Source organism: Bradyrhizobium sp. P3_C3 (assembly GCF_056402655.1).
Genome location: NZ_JBFUGY010000001.1, coordinates 326,120 through 347,372 on the forward strand (window position 1 = coordinate 326,120; position 21,253 = coordinate 347,372).

23 protein-coding genes are annotated in these 21,253 nt (G+C 64.7%); 13 read left to right on the plus strand and 10 right to left on the minus strand.

The window, feature by feature from the left end; all coding sequences use genetic code 11:
• Positions 1-28 precede the first annotated feature (28 nt).
• Positions 29-652 (plus strand): transglutaminase-like cysteine peptidase, encoded by a 624-nt coding sequence (locus AC1DW2_RS01815; RefSeq protein WP_028154093.1) that lies wholly within the window; start codon positions 29-31, stop codon positions 650-652.
• A 119-nt stretch (positions 653-771) separates the two neighbouring features.
• Here AC1DW2_RS01815 and AC1DW2_RS01820 read toward each other — a convergent pair whose 3' ends face one another.
• Positions 772-2,535, minus strand: coding sequence for a CYTH and CHAD domain-containing protein (locus tag AC1DW2_RS01820; protein ID WP_166342419.1), 1,764 nt, complete (start codon positions 2,533-2,535; stop codon positions 772-774).
• Between the two features lie 451 nt (positions 2,536-2,986).
• Complete coding sequence (locus tag AC1DW2_RS01825) at positions 2,987-4,339, minus strand: metal-dependent hydrolase family protein (protein WP_166342420.1); 1,353 nt, start codon at positions 4,337-4,339, stop codon at positions 2,987-2,989.
• 358 nt (positions 4,340-4,697) lie between these two features.
• On the opposite strand from AC1DW2_RS01825, the gene AC1DW2_RS01830 reads away from it, so the two are divergent.
• Entirely contained in the window at positions 4,698-4,904 is a 207-nt protein-coding gene (locus tag AC1DW2_RS01830; protein WP_063982481.1) for a hypothetical protein, read from the plus strand.
• 14 nt (positions 4,905-4,918) lie between these two features.
• Here the strand turns inward: AC1DW2_RS01830 and AC1DW2_RS01835 are convergent, their stop codons facing one another.
• Positions 4,919-5,626 carry a GntR family transcriptional regulator gene (locus AC1DW2_RS01835; protein ID WP_354097530.1) on the minus strand — a complete coding sequence of 236 codons (708 nt, stop codon included), beginning with the start codon at positions 5,624-5,626 and terminating at the stop codon, positions 4,919-4,921.
• Between the two features lie 268 nt (positions 5,627-5,894).
• On the opposite strand from AC1DW2_RS01835, the gene AC1DW2_RS01840 reads away from it, so the two are divergent.
• From AC1DW2_RS01840 to AC1DW2_RS01865, 6 genes are all read left to right on the plus strand, one after another.
• Entirely contained in the window at positions 5,895-6,881 is a 987-nt protein-coding gene (locus AC1DW2_RS01840; protein WP_063982479.1) for an ABC transporter ATP-binding protein, read from the plus strand.
• A gap of 42 nt (positions 6,882-6,923) precedes the next feature.
• Positions 6,924-8,213, plus strand: a complete 1,290-nt coding sequence (locus AC1DW2_RS01845; RefSeq protein ID WP_028150047.1) for an ABC transporter substrate-binding protein — start codon at positions 6,924-6,926, stop codon at positions 8,211-8,213.
• A 4-nt stretch (positions 8,214-8,217) separates the two neighbouring features.
• Positions 8,218-9,177, plus strand: a complete 960-nt coding sequence (locus AC1DW2_RS01850) for an ABC transporter permease (RefSeq protein ID WP_041958636.1) — start codon at positions 8,218-8,220, stop codon at positions 9,175-9,177.
• Positions 9,178-9,180: 3 nt separating this feature from the next.
• Positions 9,181-10,059 carry an ABC transporter permease gene (locus AC1DW2_RS01855; RefSeq protein WP_166342422.1) on the plus strand — a complete coding sequence of 293 codons (879 nt, stop codon included), beginning with the start codon at positions 9,181-9,183 and terminating at the stop codon, positions 10,057-10,059.
• 20 nt (positions 10,060-10,079) lie between these two features.
• On the plus strand, positions 10,080-10,811 hold the full coding sequence (locus AC1DW2_RS01860) for an aspartate/glutamate racemase family protein (protein ID WP_166353239.1): 732 nt from the start codon (positions 10,080-10,082) through the stop codon (positions 10,809-10,811).
• Positions 10,812-10,988: 177 nt separating this feature from the next.
• Complete coding sequence (locus AC1DW2_RS01865; protein WP_166342423.1) at positions 10,989-11,480, plus strand: hypothetical protein; 492 nt, start codon at positions 10,989-10,991, stop codon at positions 11,478-11,480.
• Positions 11,481-11,701: 221 nt separating this feature from the next.
• On the opposite strand, the gene AC1DW2_RS01870 is transcribed toward AC1DW2_RS01865, so the two are convergent.
• The 3 genes from AC1DW2_RS01870 to AC1DW2_RS01880 all read right to left on the minus strand — a co-directional run bounded on the left by AC1DW2_RS01870 (position 11,702) and on the right by AC1DW2_RS01880 (position 13,211).
• Positions 11,702-12,064 (minus strand): hypothetical protein, encoded by a 363-nt coding sequence (locus AC1DW2_RS01870; RefSeq protein ID WP_354097529.1) that lies wholly within the window; start codon positions 12,062-12,064, stop codon positions 11,702-11,704.
• Positions 12,065-12,270: 206 nt separating this feature from the next.
• Positions 12,271-12,801 carry a gamma carbonic anhydrase family protein gene (locus tag AC1DW2_RS01875; RefSeq protein WP_166342424.1) on the minus strand — a complete coding sequence of 177 codons (531 nt, stop codon included), beginning with the start codon at positions 12,799-12,801 and terminating at the stop codon, positions 12,271-12,273.
• A gap of 80 nt (positions 12,802-12,881) precedes the next feature.
• Positions 12,882-13,211 carry a DUF6949 family protein gene (locus tag AC1DW2_RS01880; protein ID WP_014494286.1) on the minus strand — a complete coding sequence of 110 codons (330 nt, stop codon included), beginning with the start codon at positions 13,209-13,211 and terminating at the stop codon, positions 12,882-12,884.
• 223 nt (positions 13,212-13,434) lie between these two features.
• On the opposite strand from AC1DW2_RS01880, the gene AC1DW2_RS01885 reads away from it, so the two are divergent.
• Positions 13,435-14,142, plus strand: a complete 708-nt coding sequence (locus tag AC1DW2_RS01885; RefSeq protein WP_085401688.1) for a hypothetical protein — start codon at positions 13,435-13,437, stop codon at positions 14,140-14,142.
• 72 nt (positions 14,143-14,214) lie between these two features.
• Positions 14,215-14,610, plus strand: coding sequence for a PaaI family thioesterase (locus tag AC1DW2_RS01890; RefSeq protein WP_231142235.1), 396 nt, complete (start codon positions 14,215-14,217; stop codon positions 14,608-14,610).
• A 115-nt stretch (positions 14,611-14,725) separates the two neighbouring features.
• Here AC1DW2_RS01890 and AC1DW2_RS01895 read toward each other — a convergent pair whose 3' ends face one another.
• Positions 14,726-14,944, minus strand: a complete 219-nt coding sequence (locus AC1DW2_RS01895) for a DUF3126 family protein (protein ID WP_007602550.1) — start codon at positions 14,942-14,944, stop codon at positions 14,726-14,728.
• A gap of 124 nt (positions 14,945-15,068) precedes the next feature.
• The gene (gene cysE / locus AC1DW2_RS01900; protein ID WP_014494283.1) at positions 15,069-15,893 is read right to left on the minus strand and encodes a serine O-acetyltransferase; all 825 of its coding nucleotides are present in this window, start codon (positions 15,891-15,893) and stop codon (positions 15,069-15,071) included.
• Positions 15,894-16,170: 277 nt separating this feature from the next.
• On the opposite strand from cysE, the gene AC1DW2_RS01905 reads away from it, so the two are divergent.
• On the plus strand, positions 16,171-17,547 hold the full coding sequence (locus AC1DW2_RS01905) for a hypothetical protein (RefSeq protein WP_477005128.1): 1,377 nt from the start codon (positions 16,171-16,173) through the stop codon (positions 17,545-17,547).
• Here AC1DW2_RS01905 and AC1DW2_RS01910 read toward each other — a convergent pair.
• The gene (locus AC1DW2_RS01910; protein WP_166091920.1) at positions 17,533-18,288 is read right to left on the minus strand and encodes an alpha/beta fold hydrolase; all 756 of its coding nucleotides are present in this window, start codon (positions 18,286-18,288) and stop codon (positions 17,533-17,535) included. The two genes, AC1DW2_RS01905 and AC1DW2_RS01910, sit on opposite strands and share 15 nt — an antisense overlap.
• A gap of 38 nt (positions 18,289-18,326) precedes the next feature.
• Positions 18,327-19,463: a hypothetical protein gene (locus tag AC1DW2_RS01915; RefSeq protein WP_354102205.1), complete on the minus strand. Its 1,137-nt coding sequence runs from the start codon at positions 19,461-19,463 to the stop codon at positions 18,327-18,329.
• Between the two features lie 318 nt (positions 19,464-19,781).
• On the opposite strand from AC1DW2_RS01915, the gene AC1DW2_RS01920 reads away from it, so the two are divergent.
• Both AC1DW2_RS01920 and AC1DW2_RS01925 read left to right on the plus strand, forming a co-directional pair.
• Positions 19,782-20,027, plus strand: coding sequence for a zinc-finger domain-containing protein (locus AC1DW2_RS01920; protein ID WP_008562814.1), 246 nt, complete (start codon positions 19,782-19,784; stop codon positions 20,025-20,027).
• 19 nt (positions 20,028-20,046) lie between these two features.
• Positions 20,047-21,249 (plus strand): FAD-dependent monooxygenase, encoded by a 1,203-nt coding sequence (locus AC1DW2_RS01925; protein WP_283016934.1) that lies wholly within the window; start codon positions 20,047-20,049, stop codon positions 21,247-21,249.
• Positions 21,250-21,253: the final 4 nt, after the last annotated feature.

The following is a 21,253-nucleotide window of genomic DNA, read 5'->3' on the forward strand; positions in this document are numbered from 1 at the left end:
GTGGTCCCAACAAGAAACGGGGGCCGCAATGTTGGACTTCAGGGGACAGGGGAAAGGGCTGGCACTGGCTGCCATGCTCTTCGGGATCAGCGCGGCAGCGCAGGCCGGCGAAGGCCGTCTGCTCTACGCGAGCCTCGGCGACACCACGCGTGCGCCGATCGGCTGGGTCGAGTTCTGTGCGGATAATGCCGCCCAGTGCCAGGGCGCGCCGACGCAACCGCGCGACATCGTGATGTCGCAGGCCGCATGGCGCGACCTCGTCAAGGTCAATCGCTGGGTCAACGAGACCGTCAAGCCTCTGACCGACCAGGAGCACTGGGGCGTGATCGAGAAGTGGTCGCTGCCGACCGACGGTTACGGCGATTGTGAAGACTACGTGCTGCTGAAGCGCAAGATGCTGATCGATGCCGGATGGCCGCGCGAGGCCCTGCTCATCACCGTCGTGCGGGACAAGAAGGGCGAAGGACACGCGGTGCTGACGGTGAAGACCGACAAGGGCGAGTTCGTTCTCGACAATCAGAACGAGAACGTCGTTGCCTGGACGGAGACCGGCTACCGCTTCGTCAAGCGCCAGTCACAGAGCGATCCCAACGTCTGGGTCTCGCTCGGCGACACCAAGCCGGCGGTCTCCACCGCCAGCGCCAAGAACTAGCAGTCAGGAAAACGAGTTACGCGGCCCGGTCACATCCCCACCCCTCCCCGTCCCAGACCGGTTCGCGCGCGGCCAGCCATCCCCCAATGGCTGGCCGCAACTTTTTTTGGGGCGAGCAATCAGCCCTGCGACGACCAGGGCACGCGCGCGGCGGTGAAATCGCGCCACGTGCGTTGCAAAGCGGGCTGCACGCCGATCGATGCACGGGCCTGCCAGCCGGCGATCGCCGCAGCCGCGACGGCGCTGTCGCGTTCAGTACCGAGCCCATCGAGCAGCGATGCCGTGACCGCCATATCGTTGAATGCGCCAAGCTCCTCCTGCAAGGCTGCGAGCCTGCGCGAGAAACGTCGCGCCGACTTGCGATCCTCGTACAGCGGCAGCAGGAACTCGCTGAGATAGCGCAGCCGCTTGGTCGCGAGCCGCACCCGGTGCAGCTCTTCTGCAGGAAGCGACTTGAAGCGGCGGCCGCGCTTGAGCACCTTGGCGTATTGCTCCGACAAGATGCGTCGCGCGAAGTCGACGGCAGGTTCGGCGAGCTGGCCGAGATCTTCGGCGGCAACGTCGTTGCGCCAGCCTCGCGTCTCGATCCAGTTTCCGAGGCCGATCAGGAACACGGCGCAGCGGCGATCGTCGAGCGCATCATGCGCCTTGCGATAGGCGTCCGACTGGCGCTCGGCCGCAGCCCGGCCCAGCGCATCGAAGCCGGCGACCAACGGACAGGCCTGTGCGATCGTCGGCAAGGTATCGAGCTGGAACACGTCCCAATCACGGGCGGCGGAGAGGTCTTGCGCCAGCCATTTGACCTCCGACCGCAGCGCGTCGAGATTGCTGAGCGTACCGACCGACCTCATCAGGTCGAGCGCCGATCGCAGCCGGCGCAGCGAGACGCGGAGTTGATGCACGCCTTCCGGGTTGCGCCCGTCCTCGGCGGCCGGCAGCGACTGAAGCAGATGGAGGAAGCAGGAGCGCAGGATCGTCGCGAAGGCCTCGTCGAGCGTGACCGACGCATCGAGGCGAAGTTTTCGCGGGCGACGTGCCGGGGGCGGCTCATCGGCGGCAAGATCAAAGCCGCGCGCCGACTTGGTACGGATAGACGGCTTCACCGCACCCTGCTCCGCGAGCCGCAGCGCGACCTCGTAGATCGTGCTGGCGCTGCCGCTCTTCAGCTCAAGCTCGATCTCGCTCACCTGTAGCGTGCGATCGCCAGCCGTCAGCTCGCCTTGATCGAAGGCGATTTCGACCGCGCCGGACGACAAGTCGATCATCCTCGCGTGACGACGGATGTCGGCGGTGAAGACGGCTTCGAGCGGCTGCGTCACGAGGTTGCTACGAAGCTTCTCCGGAATGAAGGGCATCGCCAGAGCGAGATCGGGCGCAAGCGATGACACGCTCGCCTCCCACTCGCCACGGCGCAACGGATCGTCCGCGGCGTCCGTCTTCACCGTCTGCACGAAGCGCGCGCCGCTCTGGCGGACGCGCAGGCTCAGGCCATTGCGCCGAAGCAGGCGCTCGGCCGTGTCGTAATAGACCGACTTGAGATGCTTGCGCGTGCCCTTGTTGCGCGCGTTGGCCGTGATGACCGGCGCGGCGTTGAAATGCGCCATGCGATCGGCATCGACGAGCAGCTTGAGCTCGATCTCACCGGCGGGACGCGCAGCAGTGCCGGACTGGGCTGGCTCCGGTGCAGGCGTCGTGTCTTGCGATGGCGTCTGATCAATCACAGCGCCCTCGACGATCGCATGTTCCGGGTCGGGCTCGGCTGCGTCACGTTGCCTGAGGAAGCCGGCGACGACTTGCGTTCTCTTGTTCCTGTCCTTGAGGATAGGATTCCCATCCGGCGCGCTCATGGTTTTGCGAGCCGGCGTAGCGTCTGATTTCAACATTTCCGGTGACATGACAGTTTGATGACAGAGCGCAGCATATAGCTCGTCAGGCCCGTAAGGAATAGCAACGTTACGTCGCAACGCATCATCGTCCACATGCGCCATGCGCGACGCTAAAGATCGGGCAGGACTGTCATAATTCGTCCGGCGTGACGAATTAAATTGCCGCCGCGTACAGTAAGTGATCGAATTGATAGCGAATCTCGTCGTTCTCGAAACCGAGATGAACGCGTCAGCGAGCTTGACTCATGCTAGCAGAAAAATTCTTTCTGGTTTTGGAGACGCTCAGAAGTCACGCCTCCGATGGTGACAGGCCGGAGATTGTGACAAGCCCCGCGCGGCCTCCTGCGCTCCCGGAGATCGCAAAAGGCTCTCGACCAGGAAAGCCGGTTCCTGACCAGCGAGACTAGAGGCGATTGAATTTCGCGGGCTCACACCTGCCCAGCGCGCATCAATGCGCGAGCCTGTTCTTGTAGATCCTGCCGTCCTTCATGATCACCACAAAATTCTTCGCGGGATCTTCGACCAGCTTGATGTCGTCGAGCGGATTGCCGTCGACCAGCAGGAGATCGGCGAGCGCGCCCTCCTCGACCACGCCGAGCTTGCCGGGATAGGGATTGCGCAGGCCCGACAGGCTCAAGAGTTCAGCGTTGGTCGACGTCGCCATCGTCAGCGCTTCGGCCGGCGTGTACCAGCGCGTCAGTGCGGCCAGCATCGAGCCCTGCTTGTCCGCCAATGCCTTCGAGAACAGGACGTCAGTGCCGAACGCGGTCTTGATCTTGTACTTCTTCGCCAGCGCATAGACGCGGTCGGTGCCGGCAACGACCTGCCGCATCTTGTCCTGCTCCGACGGTCCCAGCGCCGCGGCGCCGGAGATATCAAGGAACGGTTGCGTGCTCAGCCAGACGCCCTTCTCCGCGATCAGCTTCGCGCTCGCCTCATCCATGAGATGTCCGTGCTCGATGCATCTCACGCCGGCTGCGATCGAGCGCTGGATCGCGACCGGCGTATAGGCGTGCGTGGCGACATAGGTGCCCCAATTGTCCGCGGCCTCGACAGCGGCGCGCAGCTCGGGCTCGGTGAAGGTGGAGACATCGAGCGGACTGAAGGGCGATGCGACGCCGCCGCCCGCCGTGAGCTTGACCTGCGACGCGCCTTGCATCAGTTGCTCGCGCGCGCGCACGCGCACCTCGTCCGGGCTGTCGGCGACCAGGCTGCCGCCGATCAGCTCCATGCGGCTGAGCATGCCGCCGATGGTTCGCGGCAGATCGGTGAGCTGGCGGAAATCGCCATGACCGCCGGTGATGGTGATGATGGCGCCGGACGGATAGATGCGCGGACCGGCGACGAGACCCTCGTCGATGGCCCGCTTGAGGCCGAAACTCGGCCCGCCCATGTCGCGTATGGTGGTGAAGCCGCGCATCAGCGTCGCTGTCGCCTCGCTGGCGGCGAGCAGATTGTTGTAGCCGACATCGCCGAGGGCCGCGGCCGGCGTCGGGCGCACCAGCATCGCGTGCCAATGCGCGTCGATCAGTCCCGGCATCAGCACCCGGCCGCCGCCGTCGATCACCTGACCGGTGGCCGCGATATCGGCGGTCGAAATCTTCTCGATCTTCCTGTTCCTGATCAGGACGTTGGACGCGGCCGAGAGCGTGGCATTCTTTCCGTCGAAGATCCGAACGTTGCGGAACAGGACGGCGGAGTCCTGCTGGGCTTGTAAGGGCAACGGGCTGCCGAGGCTTCCAATCGACACAAGCAATGCGGCGGCTCTGAAGAGTCCGGCCGGCGTGGTCCAACCCCACATGTCCAATCTCCACGCAGATCCGGGCGAACGCCAGCCAGCTGACGCCGCGCGATGCAGCTATGGATTGATGCCTGCAAACCGCATCGAGTCAATTTGCAACCACAGGGAGGTTTTGCAAATCAGCCATACGGACGCGAAGAGAAGCGTCCCCATCAAGTTGGATAGGCGAATGGGTAAGTGCACCTGTCGCACTCGCGTCGAACTCAAATTAAAAACGCACTATCGATTTCGACCCGCCAGCAACGGTAGATTGCAACTTTCTCGCTCGGGAGTACGATCCTGCGCGGTCTACGCGATTTGAGCCACTGGGCAGGAGGGGCTTGCGGTCGTCTGTAGAATTCAAATGACGAGGCGTAACATGGTGGCGCAAACGAGTGACGGACGCATCCTGCTGGCCAAGAAGCTCGGCGGGCTCATCGCAATCATCTTGGGATGCCTGCTGACGGCCGTAGGCGTGACGTTCGAATACAGCGGCATGACTTTCGTCGGCGTGTTGTTGCTCGTCCTCGGAGCCGTCCTGCTGGTGCTCAAGATCATGAGGCGAAATCAGGAACGTCCGTTCTGACAGACGGCAGGCGGTCACACGCCCAGCACGTCGGCGAGCCGCAACTCGTCGGCGGCGGGATCCTTCAAGAACAGTTCGGCCTCGATCTCGTCCAGATGCGACAGCATCTGCACGCGCGCAGCCTGCTTGTCGCGCTTGCGGATCGCGGCGACGATGCCGGCGTGATGATCGGTGCCACAGGCCGGCGTGTCGTGGCGGCGGTAGAGCAGGATGATGAGCGAGGAGCGCGCGATCAGCTCTTTCAGGAAGCCGAGATAGATGCTGTGGCCACTCATCTCCGCGACGAGGCGATGAAACTCGCCGGAGAGCCGGACCGAGGCGCGCGCGTCACCGCGCAGCTCCGCCTCGCGCTCCTCGGCGAGATGCTGATGGAGGCGATCGATCCAGGCCGGTGACACCGCATCAATCGCGTGATCGACGATGGTCGGCTCGATCAGGCGGCGCGCCTCGAACACTTCACGGGCATCGCCCGGCGTCGGCCGCGCGACGAAGGCGCCGCGGTTCTTCTCGATGTTGACGATGCCTTCATGCGCAAGCTGCTGGAGCGCCGTGCGGACCAGCGTGCGGCTCGCGCCGTAGATCTCGCCGATCTCGTCCTCGCCGAGCTTCGTACCGGGCAGCAGGCGATGCTCGAGGATCGCGGCGGTCACCCCCTCACTGATACGGCTGACGCGATCGCTCGCATCTGGCGCGTCGGATTTCGGGGGAGTCTTGGCGGCCATCAGTTCGAAGGGTTGGGTGTGAGGGCTCGATCGGCGACGTTCAGCCTTGAATGTTAGTCGACGACCTGTATCCAATCACAGGCAAAAGTTTATACAATCCGCGCCCGTTTTGTGTGCAGCGAGACAGACGGGTGCTGGGACGGCCGAAGGCGGCGGATTCGATCTAACGACCTGACTCTGCTGCACAGTTCTGGAATTCAGCCGGCCAAGGGCGGTTGGCACGGACCTTGCGGAGAGACGGGAGCATCGCCCCTCCCTTGGACACGCCATGGCCACTCCCGCCGCTCTCGAACTGGTCGCCGTCACCAAGCGCTACGACACGACGCTGGCGGTCGACACCGTCAATTTGAAGATCCCGGCCGGGACCTATTGCTGCCTGCTCGGCCCCTCCGGCTGCGGCAAGACCTCGACCTTGCGGATGATCGCGGGCCATGAGGCGGTCAGCAAAGGCGACATCATTCTCGGTGCGCAGAACGTGACCGACCTCGAGCCCGCCAAGCGCGGCACGGCGATGATGTTCCAGTCCTACGCGCTGTTTCCGCATCTGACCGTGCTCGACAATGTGGCGTTTGCGCTCAAAATGCGAGGCGTCGACCGCGCGACCAGGCACAGGCGCGCCGGCGAATTGCTCGAGCTGGTGGCGATGACACCCTATGCGGGCCGGCTCCCGGCCCAACTCTCCGGCGGCCAGCAGCAGCGCGTGGCGCTGGCTCGCGCACTGATCACCGAGCCGCAGATCCTGCTGCTCGACGAGCCGCTCTCCGCGCTCGATCCGTTCCTGCGGGTGAGGATGCGCGGCGAGTTGAAGCGCCTTCAGCGCGAGCTCGGCATCAGCTTCATCCAGGTCACCCACGGCCAGGAAGAAGCGATGGCGCTCGCCGACCACATCGTGGTGATGAACCAGGGCAGGATCGAACAGCAAGGCACCGCGCGCGAGATCTTCCACCGCCCCCGCACTGAATTCGTGGCGCGCTTCATCGGCGGCCACAACGTCCTCAGCGACGCCGGAAACCTCATCGCCGTGCGCGCCGATCAGCTCGGCATCGCGCCGTTCGCCGAGGGCGCGTTCGGCGCGCCGGCGCTGCTGACCCAGACCGAGTACCAGGGCTCCTACATCGCCGTCTCGCTCACGCTCGACGACGGCACCGCCCTGTTCTCCCACCTCCCCGAGGCCGCCTTCGACGTCCACCCGTTCCGTCCGGGCGATCGCGTGCTGGCCACCTGGGATCCTGCCAAGGCGCAACGCCTGCAATAGCGCCGATCGATCACTGGAATGCGCAACAGAGGAGTGACTGATATGACCGAGACCACCAGGACGAAGGGCGTCAGCCGCCGCACGCTGCTCAAGGGCACCGCAGGTCTCGCGGGCCTCGCCGCCGGCTCCGGCGCCATCACCGGCTTCCCCTATGTGAAATCGGCCGATGCGAAGGTGCTGCGCTATCTCGGCACCGCCGTGAACGAGGGCGACGACATCTCCAAGCAGTGCCTCAAGGACACCGGCATCAAGATCGAATACATCACCGCGACCACCGACGACGTCACCAAGCGCGTGATGACCCAGCCCAACTCCTTCGATGTGCTCGACACCGAATATTTCTCGCTGAAGAAGATCGTGCCGTCGGGCAACATCCTTGCCCTCGATGCCAAGAAGATCAAGGAATTCGACAACATCACGCCGGTCTTCACCAAGGGCGAGACGCCCGGCGGCAAGAAGATCGGCGGCCAGGGCACGGCGCCCTGGAAGGTGCTTTATCTCGAAGGCAAGGACTCCAAGAAGTTCGCGACGTCGGCGACCGAGTTCGTCACGCTGATCCCGACCGTCTACAACGCCGACACGCTCGGCATTCGTCCCGACCTGATCAAGCGCCCGATCAGCTCGTGGTCCGAGCTGCTCAATCCCGAATTCAAGGGCAAGGCCTCGATCCTCAACATCCCCTCGATCGGCATCATGGATGCCGCGATGGTCGTGGAAGCCACCGGCAAGTACAAATATGCCGACAAGGGCAACATGACCAAGGAAGAGATCGATCTCACCATGAAGGTGATGACCGAAGCCAAGAAGGCGGGGCAATTCCGCGCCTTCTGGAAAGATTTCAACGAAAGCGTCAACCTGATGGCTTCAGGCGAAACGGTGATCCAGTCGATGTGGTCGCCGGCCGTGACGAAGGTGCGCTCGATGGGCATCCCCTGCACCTTCCAGCCGCTCAAGGAAGGCTATCGCTCCTGGGCCTCGGGCTTCTGCGTCTCCAAGGGCGTGTCGGGTGCGAAGCTCGAATGGGCCTATGAGTTCGTGAACTGGTTCCTGTCCGGTTATGCCGGCGCCTATCTCAACCGCCAGGGCTACTACTCCGCCGTGCTCTCGACCGCGAAGGCGCACATGGAGCCGTACGAGTGGGCGTACTGGATGGAAGGCAAGCCGGCCGAGAAGGACATCAAGGCACCCGACGGCTCGCTGCTCGAGAAGGCCGGCGCGGTGCGCGACGGCGGCTCCTACGAGGACCGCATGGGCGGCGTCGCCTGCTGGAACGCCGTGATGGACGAGAACGACTACATGGTCCGCAAGTGGAACGAGTTCATCGCGGCCTAACGTGATGGACACGTCAGAGGACATCCTGCAACAGGCGTCCCCGGGATTGATCCCGGGGTCGGGCACGGCGCGCGCCGCGAAAGCGACGCGCCTGTCGCCGTCCTTCATCTCCTGGCTCCAGGCCGGGCCGATGATGCTGGTGTTTCTCGCCTTCTTCCTGATCCCGCTGGTCTTCGTCGTCATCGTCTCGTTCTGGGACTACAACGAATACCAGCTGCTGCCGGCCTTCTCCGGCCGCGGCTACACCGACACGTTCGAGGGCTGCATCGCGCAGCTCCCCGATCTCTGCACCATCGCCAAGACCTATCTGAAGACGCTGAAGCTGTGCTTCCTGGTCTGGGTCATCACGCTCTTCATCGGCTTCTGGGTCGCCTACTTCCTCGCCTTCCACGTCAAGTCCAAGACCTGGCAGATGGGATTGTCGCTGCTCTGCACGATCCCGTTCTGGACCTCCAACGTGATCCGCATGATCGCCTGGATCCCGCTGCTCGGGCGCAATGGCCTGGTGAACTCCGGACTGGTCAAGAGCGGATTGATCAACCACCCGCTGGAATGGCTGCTGTTCTCTGAATTCTCCGTGGTGCTGGCGCTGGTCCACCTCTTCACCTTCTTCATGGTGGTGCCGATCTTCAATTCGATGATCCGCATCGACAAGTCGCTGATCGAGGCCGCCTATGACGCCGGCGCCACCGGTTTCCAGACGCTGGTCAACGTCATCATTCCGCTCTCCAAGCCCGGCATCGTGATCGGCTCGATCTTCGTCATCACCATCGTGATGGGCGATTTCATCACCATCGGCGTGATGGGCGGCCAGCAGATCGCCGCCGCCGGCAAGATCATCGAGACGCGGGTGAACGCGTTGCAATTCCCGGCTGCCGCCGCGAACGCCGTGATCCTGCTCATCATCACCTTCCTGATCATCACCATGATGTCGCGCATCGTCGACATCAAGAAGGAGCTCTAGAGCATGAAGGAAGGACGCCCGCGCTCGTTCTACGTGCTCGCGATCTTCTTCGCGGCCTATGTGGTGTTTCTCTACGGTCCGATGATCGCGATCTACGTCCTCTCGTTCCAGGGGCCGCAGGGCGGCCTCACTTTCCCGATGAACGGCGTGTCGACCTTCTGGATCGCAAAACTGTTCCAGGGCACCGGCATCGTCGATCTCGGCGCGGCCTTCCGCCGCTCGCTGCTGCTTGGCCTGATCGTGATGGTCGTGACCGTCGTGCTGTCGGTCGCCGCCGGCATGGCCTTCCGCCGCAAGTTCAAGGCGCAGGGCATCTTGTTTTACTCGGCGATCGCGAGCCTCATCGTTCCCTCGATCATCACCTCACTCGGCATCTCGCTTGAATTCCGCATCATCGACGACCTGATCAAGGCGCACTGGAACGAGAATTTCGAGACCTCGATGGGCCTGTTGACCTCGGGCCTCGGTGCGCACCTGACCTGGACGCTGCCGTTCGGCCTGCTCATCATGTTCGCGATCTTCAACCGCTTTGATCCCAGGCTCGAGGAAGCCGCGCGCGATCTTGGCGCGACGCCGTGGCAGGCCTTCCGTCATGTCGTGCTGCCGATCATTCTGCCCTCCGTGATCGGCATCGGCCTGTTCGGCTTCACGCTGTCCTGGGACGAACTCGCCCGCTCCAGCCAGGCGATCGGGGCGGTGAACACGCTGCCGCTCGATCTCCAGGGCCTCACCACCACCGTGACGAACCCCGACATCTATGCACTCGGCACCGTGATCTCGGCGGTGTCGTTCACCGTGATCGCCCTTGCACTCGGCACCATCCACATGCTCAACAAACGGCAGGCGGCCAAGGGCTCGGATGCCGGCCAAGGGCTTGTCTGACAAGGGGCTTGTCTGAACTGATGCGGCTGCACGTCGTCAATCCCAACACCACCGCGTCGATGACGGCGAAGATCGCCGCTGCGGCACGCAGCGTCGCCCTGCCCGACACTTTGATCGATGCGCGCCAGCCCGCGATGGGCCCGGTCTCGATCGAGGGCTTTTACGACGAAGCCTTCGCCGTGCCCGGCATGCTCGGCTGCATCCGCGACGCCGACCGCGACGGCGCCGACGCCCACATCATCGCCTGCTTCGACGACACCGGCCTCGACGCCGCGCGTGCCGCCGCGAAAGCGCCGGTGATCGGCATCGGGGAAGCCGGCTTCCACATGGCGAGCCTGATCGCGGCGCGTTTTGCCGTGGTGACGACCCTCGGTGTCTCGATCGTGCCGATCGAGCATAATTTGCGGAAATACGGTCTCGCCGAGCGCTGCGCTCGCGTCCGCGCCGCCGAGGTCCCGGTGCTCGCGCTCGAGGAGCGCAATGCTGATGCTCTCGGCAAGATCTCCGCGGAGATCACCGCCGCGGTCCGCGACGATCGGGCGGAAGCCATCGTGCTCGGCTGCGCCGGCATGGCTGACCTCGCCGCCGAACTCGCCGCCACACATGGCCTGCCCGTGGTCGACGGCGTCGTAGCGGCGGTCACGCTGGCAGAATCACTGGTGCGGCTGGGACTGAAAACCTCCCGACTCGGGCCCTATGCGGCGCCGCGCTCGAAGACCTATTCCGGACCGTTTTCGCCGTTCCAGCCTTGATCCCGGCTCTTTTCGAGGACCTTGAGGGGTCCCAAGACCAGCTGATTGCTGGTTTTTTCCCGTTAGCCTCTTTTTGGTCCCATTTGTTGCCGAATGGTAACACTTTCGGGACGTCCCGGCGACCTCTGGTTGCCGCACTTCGCCACTCACCAAGTTTCAATTTGGGTTTTGTCAGCGATGATCGATCTCGCCCAGGACAGGCCGTCCAATCCCCTCCTTCGCCTTGGCGCCCAGCCGATCGCGCTGACCGCCGCAGCCCTCCTGCTCCTCATCGCGGGCGTGAGCTCGATCGCGATCTGGCGCGCCTATACCGGCGCAACTCCCGAGACCGACCGGGTGGTGGCGTCGCGGCAGCTCCAGGCCCGCACGGCCCAGGCCTCCGAGCAACTCGTCGAGAAGACCAAGGGTCTCGAGGCGACCCAGCAGGAATCGATCGACCAGCTCCAGGTCGTGCAGGACCAGCTCCAGACGGTGAAGAAGCTGCTCGCATTCCAGCAGGCCGACACCAAGCGACTGTCCGAGCAGGTCACGACGCTGAACGAGTCCATCGACAGCCTTCGGCAGTCCTTTGCCAGCGCCCGGGCCACGGAGGCGGAGACACCCTCGGTTACCCGCAGGAAACCGTCGCGCCGTGTCCACGCCAGCGCCCGCAAGCGCTCGCGCGGCTAGCCGGGTCAGGGTCCGCGACTTAAATTTTTCCACATGTGAACTGGATCACATTCCCCCGTATGATTCCGCGCCATGCTCGCGGTTACCGGATGGCGTGAGCCGATTTCAATGTCCGGGGCTGGCAAGGTCGTTGACGGTATACTGCGTCAACGGCCTTGTTCTTTAGTGGGTCCAGTCTTTTGGCAGATCTGGCTTCCTAGTCTGGCTGAGCCTCGTGGCCGCTATTCGCAGACATCCACGCGGCGGACACGCCAGCCCGACGGCGTCATGACACGCTTCCGCGCGACATAGCAGCCGCCATAACCGCCATCGTCGTAGCCGGTACCAGAGTAATAGGGATCGCCGTAATAGGGGTAGCCGTAGCCGTAATAGCCGCCATAGTAGCTGGCGCCGGCGAGACCTGCCCCGATCGCCACTCCGGGCCAGAAGCCGCCGCCACGCCAGTGACCGCCATGGCCCCAACCGCCACCATGGCCCCAGCCGCCGCCGCCATGACCGAAACCGCCCCGCGCCTCAGCCGCCTGCGGCGCCGACAAGCCGACTGCCGCGACGGCCAGCGCCGCCATCATCATCTTGCGTAACATCACTCGATCCTCCGCGTGGAGACGTTCCACGCTCAAAGCGGGACCAAGCTAACGTCACCCGCGCCTTCCTGACAGCCTCACTGTCTCACTTCCGCGCGAGCATCAGCAGCCGCGATCGAAGCATGTGAATCCGGAGGAAGCTGACGCGCTGCGCGCGCGGACCGCTATGCGGCGGCCGCCATCTTCTCGGCGGCCCACGGCTATTTTCAGCCGATCCGCTTCAGGCCTTTCTTGAAGCGCGGGCCGTTGGCCACGTAGAACCTCGCCGCACTCCCCATCTTCTGCACCTGGGCGTCGTCGAGCGTGCGGATCACGCGCGCGGGTGAGCCGATGATCAAGGAGCGTTCGGGAAATTCCTTGCCCTCGGTGATGACCGAGCCCGCGCCGACGATGCTGTTGCGGCCGATCTTCGCGCCATTCATCACGATCGAGCCCATTCCGACGAGCGCACCCTCCTCGATCGTGCAGCCGTGCAGGATGACGTTGTGGCCGACGGTGCAATTCTTGCCGATGACCATGGGGAAGCCGAGGTCGGTGTGGCAGGTCGAGCCATCCTGCACATTGGCGCCATCGCCGATCTCGATCCATTCATTGTCGCCGCGCAGCACGGCGCCGAACCAGACGCTCGCACCCGGCTTCAGGCGCACGCGGCCGATCACGGTCGCGGTCTCGGCGATGAAGTAATTCCCGTCGGCGGGAAGATCGGGTGCCTGTCCGTCGAGCTCGTAGATCGCCATGGGGTTCTCCTGTCGCGTCGACCCCAGCCATAGCGAAACGGCGACGCGGAGGCAAAGGGCCGCCGCGCCACGCAGCTCTGTCAGACCAGAACGCCGGCGGCGCGTAGCGTCATCAGGAAGAAGGTGCCGCTCATCATGCTCCAGAAGCCGGCGATGACGGTCGCCATCATCACGAATTCGACGCGGCGGCTTTCCACCCGCATGCCGCGCAGCGTGTTGCGCATGATGATGAAGGGCGCCGCGAACACCAGGAACGGAACCGCGGCAAACGTCTTCGGCGCCACGCCGTCCTGCAACAGGCCGAAGCCCGCCGGCCGCTGCGCAAACGCCTGGTATCCGTTCACGAGCGCGCCCGCGAGCGCGAAACCGATGCAGATCGAGAACAGAGAATTGAAGGCTTCAGGTGTCATCGGAACGGTCCGCCCTTACGCAACGCCGGAGCCTTCCTGTGACAAAGAGTGCCGGTTAACGCTACATTATCCTTAAGGGAAGGTTAACAGCGGGGGCCGATCCGCGCAGGGCCCTCCCCCGTCCCGGCGGCCGGGAACGCTCCGCGAATTCGCCGCCGCATGGCATATTCGCCGCTGATTCGTCGGCCACCGGCCGACTTCCCGGTTCGACTTGCGCAAGCTCATGACGATGTTTTCGGCAGCTCCCCTTAGGTCCTCCAGGACGCACCCTCGGGCGCATGTCGTCCCGATCGTGCTCGGCGGCATTGCGGCGCTGGGCGCGGTGGCGCTCGTCGCCTATTTGCTGTGGCCGACCTGGGGCTCGGGCGGCGCAAATGCGCCGGACCGGCTGCCGGTGAGCGTCGGCGGCACGCTGTTCAACGTTCCCACGACCGCGATCAGGATGAAGATCCAGCGGCACTCCGGGCCGCAGGAGCGCATCGATCTCGACTTCCTCTACCCTTCGCTTGAGCCGCCGGGCGCGCCGAAACATGTCACCGCCGACACCGTGGAAGAGGCGATGCAACCGATCGACCGTGTCTTCCTGTCGATATCGGCGCATCACGATGCGCTGGCGCCGGAGCAGCGAACGGCCACGATCTATCCGCGCTATCTCGACCAGGCCGCGACCAGTGCGGCGGACGGCCTGACGATGCGGATGTTCCGCGCCGACACGCCCTATGGCAGCGAGGACTTCTATTCCGCCGCAAGCCCCGCGCTGACCGCACGCTGCACGCGCGATGCCGCCACGCCGGGCATGTGCCTTTCCGAACGCCGTGTCGACGGCGCCGATCTCACCTTCCGTTTTCCGCGGAGCTGGCTGTCGCAATGGCGCGATGTCGCGGAAGCGCTGGACCGGCTGTCAGCGCAATTGCGCGGACCGAAGGGCTGACCCCCGATCGCTTTGCGCCGCATTGACCGGCTGATAGGCTCGTCGCCAACAACATCAAGCGCGGTGATCGACGTGACCGATGCAGCAGCAAACCTGCCTCCGGGCGCCCAATTGTTGGGGCGCGAATGGCTCGGCTTTGACGAGGGCGGGCGGGCCTTGATCCGCTTTCAGGCGCAGCTCGCATTCACCAACAGGCACGGCACGATCCAGGGCGGCTTCCTCGCGGCGATGCTGGACTCCGCCACCGGGATTGGCGCGCTGGCAGCGCTGTCTCCCGACCTGACAGTGGTCACCAGAAGTCTGGATACGCGTTTCCTGAAGCCTGCAGCGGTCGGAGCCATCACGGCACGCGCGCGCGTTGTCGAACGGACGGATCGCGATATGGTCGTGCAGGCCGAGCTCGTCGATGCGAACGGCATCACTGTCGCTGATGCCACGGCGCGGCTGCGCATTCTCGCGAAGAAATAGAACTACGGAACCGCGGAGTTAACGTTCGTCATTGCGAGCAGAGCGAAGCAATCCAGAATCCCTCCGCGGAAAGATCCTGGATTGCTTCGCTTCGCTCGCAATGACGGAGAGAAAACTATTCCTGATCGACGAGATCGTCCTCGAGGATCGCCATCTGGAATTGGAACGAGCGATCATCATCCTCGTCATCGACGAAGAGCACGCCGATGAACTCCTCGCCGATATAAACCTCGGCGGAATCATCCTTCTTCGGCCGCGGCACGACGCGGATCTTGGGATTGCCGAATACGCGCTTCAGATACGCGTCGAGCTTCCTTACTTCCTTGACGTCCACGGCAAGTCTCCAATCGAAATCTGGGTTGGCGGGGTTTTAGGACGAGACGCGACGAACCGCCAGCATGAATTGCCAAAGAATTTGGGGACGAGCGGGGCCGGAGAATCCGGCCCTTTTCTCTCGCTCAAAGTCCCATCGCGTTGATCATCTGATCCATGGTGCGCGACGGCTCGGCGCAGCCGGCCTCACCGACGATCTTGGCGGGCACACCGGCAACCGTGACGTTGTGCGGCACCGGCTTGACCACGACCGAGCCGGCGGCGATGCGCGCGCAATGACCGATCTCGATGTTGCCGAGGATCTTTGCGCCGGCGCCGATCAGGACGCCGTGACGGATCTTCGGATGGCGGTCCTCGTTCTCCTTGCCGGTGCCGCCGAGCGTGACGCCGTGCAGGATCGAGACGTCATCCTCGATCACCGCGGTCTCACCGCAGACGAAGCCGGTGGCGTGGTCGAGGAAGATGCCGCGGCCGATGCGCGCGGCGGGATTGATGTCGGTCTGGAACACCGCAGACGCGCGGCTCTGGAGATAATACGCAAAGTCCTTGCGGCCCTTCAGATAGAGCCAGTGCGCGAGGCGATGGGTCTGGATGGCGTGAAAGCCCTTGAAGTAGAGCAAGGGGTCGATGAAGCGCGACGTAGCGGGATCGCGGTCGTAGACGGCGACGAGGTCGGCGCGGAAGGCGTTGCCGAGATCGGGAGCCTCGCGCAGCGCCTCGTCATAGGTCTGGCGAACGAGATCACCCGACAGCGCGGAATGATCGAGCCGGTCGGCGAGACGATGGATCACCGAATCTTCCAGGCGACTGTGATGCAGCACCGTCGAGTAGATGAAGGTCGCAAGCTCCGGCTCGCGATGGACGATGTCCTCCGCCTCGCCGCGGATCCGATCCCAGATCGGATCGAGCGTTGCGAGCTTTCCTCCCGGACTGACCTGATGCACTGCCATAGGATCTGCTCTTTCGAATTGGCTCATTTTGCTGGCTCTATACCACAGTCTACCCGACGAAGTCCCGACGGGCTTGCCTGAGAGTGAACAGTGAGTTGCTCCGCGAAAGCACGACAACGCCCTGAAACACAACAGTTTCTTCTGACGCCCCCAGGCGGCGAGGTCGGCTCAAAATGGTCAGGGTTTTGCCAAATTCAAGCCGGGCAGCGTCAAACTATTGGTGAATTCCGCCTCGACCGCTATTGCCGGCATGGTCGGGGAACACGACGGAGCGGATTTGAGCATCACCACCGATCAATTGCGCGCGGGCGCCGCGGGCTCGCTTTGGCTGCGGCTGGCGGCGGTGGGACTGCCCCTCCTCTTGATCGCACCGGCGTTCTGGAACGGCTATCCGCTGTTGCAATGGGATACCGGCGGCTATCTGGCGCGCTGGTACGAGGGCTATCTGGTCCCGAGCCGCTCCACCGTGTTCGGCCTCTATCTGCACTACGGCGAGACTTTCGGCTTCTGGGTCAATCTCGCGGGCCAGTCGCTGGCGACGCTGTGGCTGTTGCAACTGACGCTACGCGTACTCGGGTTGATGCAGACGTCTCGCTTCGTCGCGATCAGCCTCTGCCTGATCCTGTCGACCGCGTTGCCCTGGCTCGCGAGCATGCTGCTCACGGACATCTTTGCAGGGCTCTCGATCCTGTCCGTGTTCTTGCTGGTCGTCGGCGCGAGCCGGACATCGGGCCTCGAAAAGATCTCGCTGTTCGCCTTCACCGCCTTTGTCGCCTCAACCCACAGCGCCACACTCGGCGTGCTGTTCGGTCTCTGTGCCGCCGGCTGGATGGTGCGGCCGTTCCTCGGCGCGCGCCTGCCGCTCGCCGGATTGGCGCAGGCAAGCCTCACCATCGTCGCGGGCGGCCTGATGCTGGTGTCGGCAAACCATGCGCTGTCGGGCAAATGGGCCTGGACGCCCGGCGGCTATGGCGTCGCTTTCGGACGCATGATGCAGGACGGTATCGTCGCGCGCTTCCTCGACGATCACTGCCCGCGCGAGCGCTACAAGCTCTGTCCCTATCGCGACCAATTGCCGGCGACCGCCGACGAGTTCCTGTGGGGCAAGAGCATGTTCAACACGCTCGGCCGCTTCGAAGGCATGAACGACGAGATGGGCTATATCGTCGTGCATTCGCTCGCCGACTATCCGGCGTGGCAGGCCGGCGCGGCGTTGCGGGCGATGGGCCAGCAATTGCTGCATGTGGCCACCGGCGAAGGCACCAGTGTCTGGATCGGGCACACCTACGGCATCATCGAGCGCTACATCCCGGCGCAAGTCGCGCCGATGCGCGCGGCGCGGCAGCAGAATCACGGCCTCGATTTCGATCACGTCAACTGGCTGCACGTTCCCGTCGCGCTGGCCTCGATGCTGGCGCTGGTCGGGTTGCTCGCGCATGCGCTGGCAAGCCGCCGGCTCGACGATCTGACGCTGCTGGCGGCAACCGTCACGCTGGCGCTGCTCGGCAACGCCTTCATCTGCGGCGTGATCTCGGGTCCGCACGACCGCTACGGCGCACGGATGGTGTGGGTCGCGACCTTCGTGGTCCTGATGGCGCTGGCGCGTCGTTTCGGTGACGACCAACCTGACGACGAGACCTCAGCCGCGGCGTGACAGGAAATCGAGCACGCCGGTCTTGTAGACCTTGTCGCCGACCGCGCGCATGTGGTCGCGATTGGGGATGTCGAGCACTTCCGATCCCGGGATGATGGCGCCGAGCGCGCTGGCGGATCCTGCGACGTCGTCGGCGCTGCCGACCGCGATCAGCACGGGCACGTCGATGCGCGCGGCCTCTTCCTTCGTCATGAGGTCGCGGGTGCCGCGCAGGCAGGCGGCGAGCGCACGACGGTCGGAACGGGTCTGATCGGCGAAGGCGCGAAACGTGCGGCCGACGGGATCGGTGACGTCGTCGAGCGTGGGCGCCTCCAGCGCCTTCGCGACGTTCTCGCCGGGCCCGGTGCCCTCGATCAGGCCGCCGATGCCGATGCCGCCGAGGATCGCCGAGCGCAGGCGCTGCGACTCGTTGAGGGAGAGCCAGGCCGTCATCCGCCCGCCCATCGAATAGCCCATCATGTCCGCCTGCGGAATCGCGAGATGATCCATCAGCGCGAGCACGTCGCCGGCCATGGTCGGGATCGAGTACTGCGTGGGATCGTAGAGCTTTGCGCTTTCGCCATGGCCGCGATTGTCCAGCGCGATGACACGGCGGCCGTTCTTGCGCAGTTCCGAGACCCAGGTCGGATAGACCCAGTTCACGTTCTTGCTCGAGGCAAAGCCGTGCACCAGGATGATCGGATCGCCCTCGCCTTCGTCGAGATAGGCAATTTCAACGGCGCCGTTGTGAAAGCTCGGCATCAGCAGTTCCGGAAGTCGTTGTGGGGGAGAGATCGATCTTAGGCGGTAAGCGCCGCGTCCGCCAGAGCGGATTGGGCCGCCATCTGCGCCCGGCGGAGCCGGCGCGCCCTTCTGCGATCGCACCAGGCCTGGGTCAGGCGCTCCGTCGCCGCCTTGATCGAGGACAGCAGGCCGAACAGCGTCAGTGCCGCGCCGAACAGCCAGAGCGCCAGATCGAACATGCCGCCGACGAGCAGCAGGGCGCCGCGGCCGAGCAGCTTCATGATCGCGCGGGTCTTGCCGCCCTGCGCTTCCGCCAGCCGGGCCGCGCGCGCGACGTCCTTCGGGCCTTCGGCGATGCGCAGCGTGTCCATGGCGCCGCGCGTGCCGGTCCTTTCGGCAACGCGGGTGACGTCCTTGCCGAGCCGGACCAGCGCACCGGCCTTCTCGGCGCGGAACGCGGCCTTGATCGCGCTCGCGGTCTCGCCGGGGCGGAACACCGAACCCTTGGCGACGGCGTTCTGGAGCATTGGCGTATCGACCACCTCACGCGCCGACCGGCCGGCCCATGCGGCAAGTCCCTCGCCGAGCCGTCCGACCTTGCGGGCATCCTTCACCAGCGTCAGTCCAGCGCGCACGGGCGCGGCGCCGCCGACCGACACGTAGGTCACCGCCGTCACCGCAAGGCCGGCGGTCGCAAGGCCGAGCACCAGGCGATCGGTGTCCTCGCCCATGGCGAGGTGCTTGCCCTCGCGCACGACGTCCCTGATGTCGCCGATCACGAAGAGATCGCCGACGACGGTTCCGGACAGGCTCGCGACATCGTCGGCGTTGCCGGTGACGAGGCCGGTGGCGAACCGTTTGGCGAAATGCCGCGTGGAATTTTCTTCCTTGACCGCATCGCTCACGCGGTTGAGGAGGTCGTCGGGCAGCGCGACGTTGCGTTCACGCGCCAGCGCGACAAAACTGTCGGCGAGATCAGCGTCGCCGGCGGCGAGCGCGGTCTCGATATTGTCCTGAACCAGGCGGTCGTTCTGCCGCAGCAGCGCATCGAGCTTGAGCTCGGAGAGCGCCGCCGGATCGTCCTGGGCAGAGAGGAGCGCGCCGGCCTCGCGGGCATGCGGCGCTACCTGCGCGAGCATGAAGCTGCATGCTGCAATACCGGTCAACGCCGTGCTGATTCGCAGCCACTTCATGCCAAGAGTCATACCAAGAGCCTGGACGATCCCGAGATCATTGCGCCTGACGGTTCGTCTTTCGTCGCAATTCCGCTTGTCCAAAGACATAGTATGCCAAAATTGCGACACAACGTCCCCGACGAAAGAAGGGCTTCTCTCAGGCCGCAAGATTGTGTCGAATTTGCATGAGCAAATGAGCATGGGGCGATTGCGAACCTTTCGGTTCCGCTGGACTAGCAATCATCTGCACCCAACAGTATGGTCCGCGGCGCCTCAAAGATGCCGCGTCAGTGTTTGATTGTGTCTGCCGCCATTGCCACTCCAGGATGAACTACGATGTCCGACCATGTCGTCCCGCACTTCCATAACGATGCCGGTGTCCCCGTCATCGAGATCGGCTCGCAAGAGTTCATGTGCGTCGGCGCCAATCCTCCGTTCGATCATCCGCACGTCTTCCTGGACCTCGGCAACGACAACGAGATCATCTGCCCCTATTGCTCGACGCTGTACCGTTTCGCCGCCGACCTGAAGCCGGGCGAAGCCCGTCCGCCGGAATGCGTGCTGAAGGACAAGGTGGCCTGACCGCCTCTCACGGTCAGGGGTGGCGCTCTCCCGAACGATTGTCATCGCCGGTGCCGGCATAGGTGGACTGACGGCCGCGCTTGCGCTCGCAGCCCGTGGCTTCCGCATCGTCGTGCTGGAAAAGGCCGAGCGGCTCGAGGAAGTCGGCGCCGGCCTGCAACTCTCCCCCAACGCCAGCCGCGTGCTGGTCGAGCTCGGCCTCACCGAGCGGCTCAAGCGAAGCGCCGTCACCCCTGAGGCGCTCTGCGTCATGAGCGCGCGGGCCGGCGGCGAACTGCTGCGCATGCCGCTCGGCGAAGCCGCTTCCGCGCGGGCCGGCGCACCCTATTGGGTGGTGCATCGCGCCGACCTGCAATCCGCGCTGGCCGGTGCGGTCTCCGACCATCCCGATATCGATCTGAAGTTAGGTGCGACCTTCGAGGATGTGGCGCCCCACGCCAAGGGGCTGACGGTCGTCCATCGCAGCGGCACGATACGGCGCAGCGATCTGGCTAGCGCACTGATCGGCGCCGACGGTATCTGGTCGACGGTACGCCAGCATCTGTTTCCCGAGGTGCAGCCGCGCTTCTCCGGCCTGATCGCCTGGCGCGGCACGCTCGATGCCACGCAACTGCCGAAGGATTTTACCGCGCGGCGGGTGCAGCTCTGGATGGGTCCGAACGCCCATCTCGTCGCTTATCCGATCGCCGGCGGACGCCAGATCAACGTGGTCGCGGTGCTACCGGGGACCTGGAACAGGCCCGGCTGGAGCACGCCGGGCGACCCGTTCGAGGTGATGGACGCCTTCGCGGCACCGCGCTGGCCATCGCAGGCCAGGATGATGCTCACTGCTGTCGACAATTGGCGCAAATGGGCGCTGTTCGGCGTGCCCGACGGCTGCCCCTGGAGCGAAGGACCGGTCGGCCTGCTCGGTGACGCCGTGCATGCGATGCTGCCATTCGCGGCCCAGGGCGCCGGCATGGCGATCGAGGACGCCGCCGTGCTCGCTCGGCATCTGAGCCTCGAGGCTGCCGAGAGCACGGCCGGCATCGCGGCGGCGCTGAAGCAATATGGCCGCGCGCGGCAGGCGCGGGTGCGGCGGGTGCAGCGGACGGCGCGGCAGCAGGGCCGCATCTATCATCTCGGTGGGCCGCTCGCGATCGCGCGCGATGTTGCGATCCGCGCGCTCGGCCCGGAGCGCATGCTGGCGCGGCAGGACTGGATCTACGGCTGGCGCCCCTGAGGCG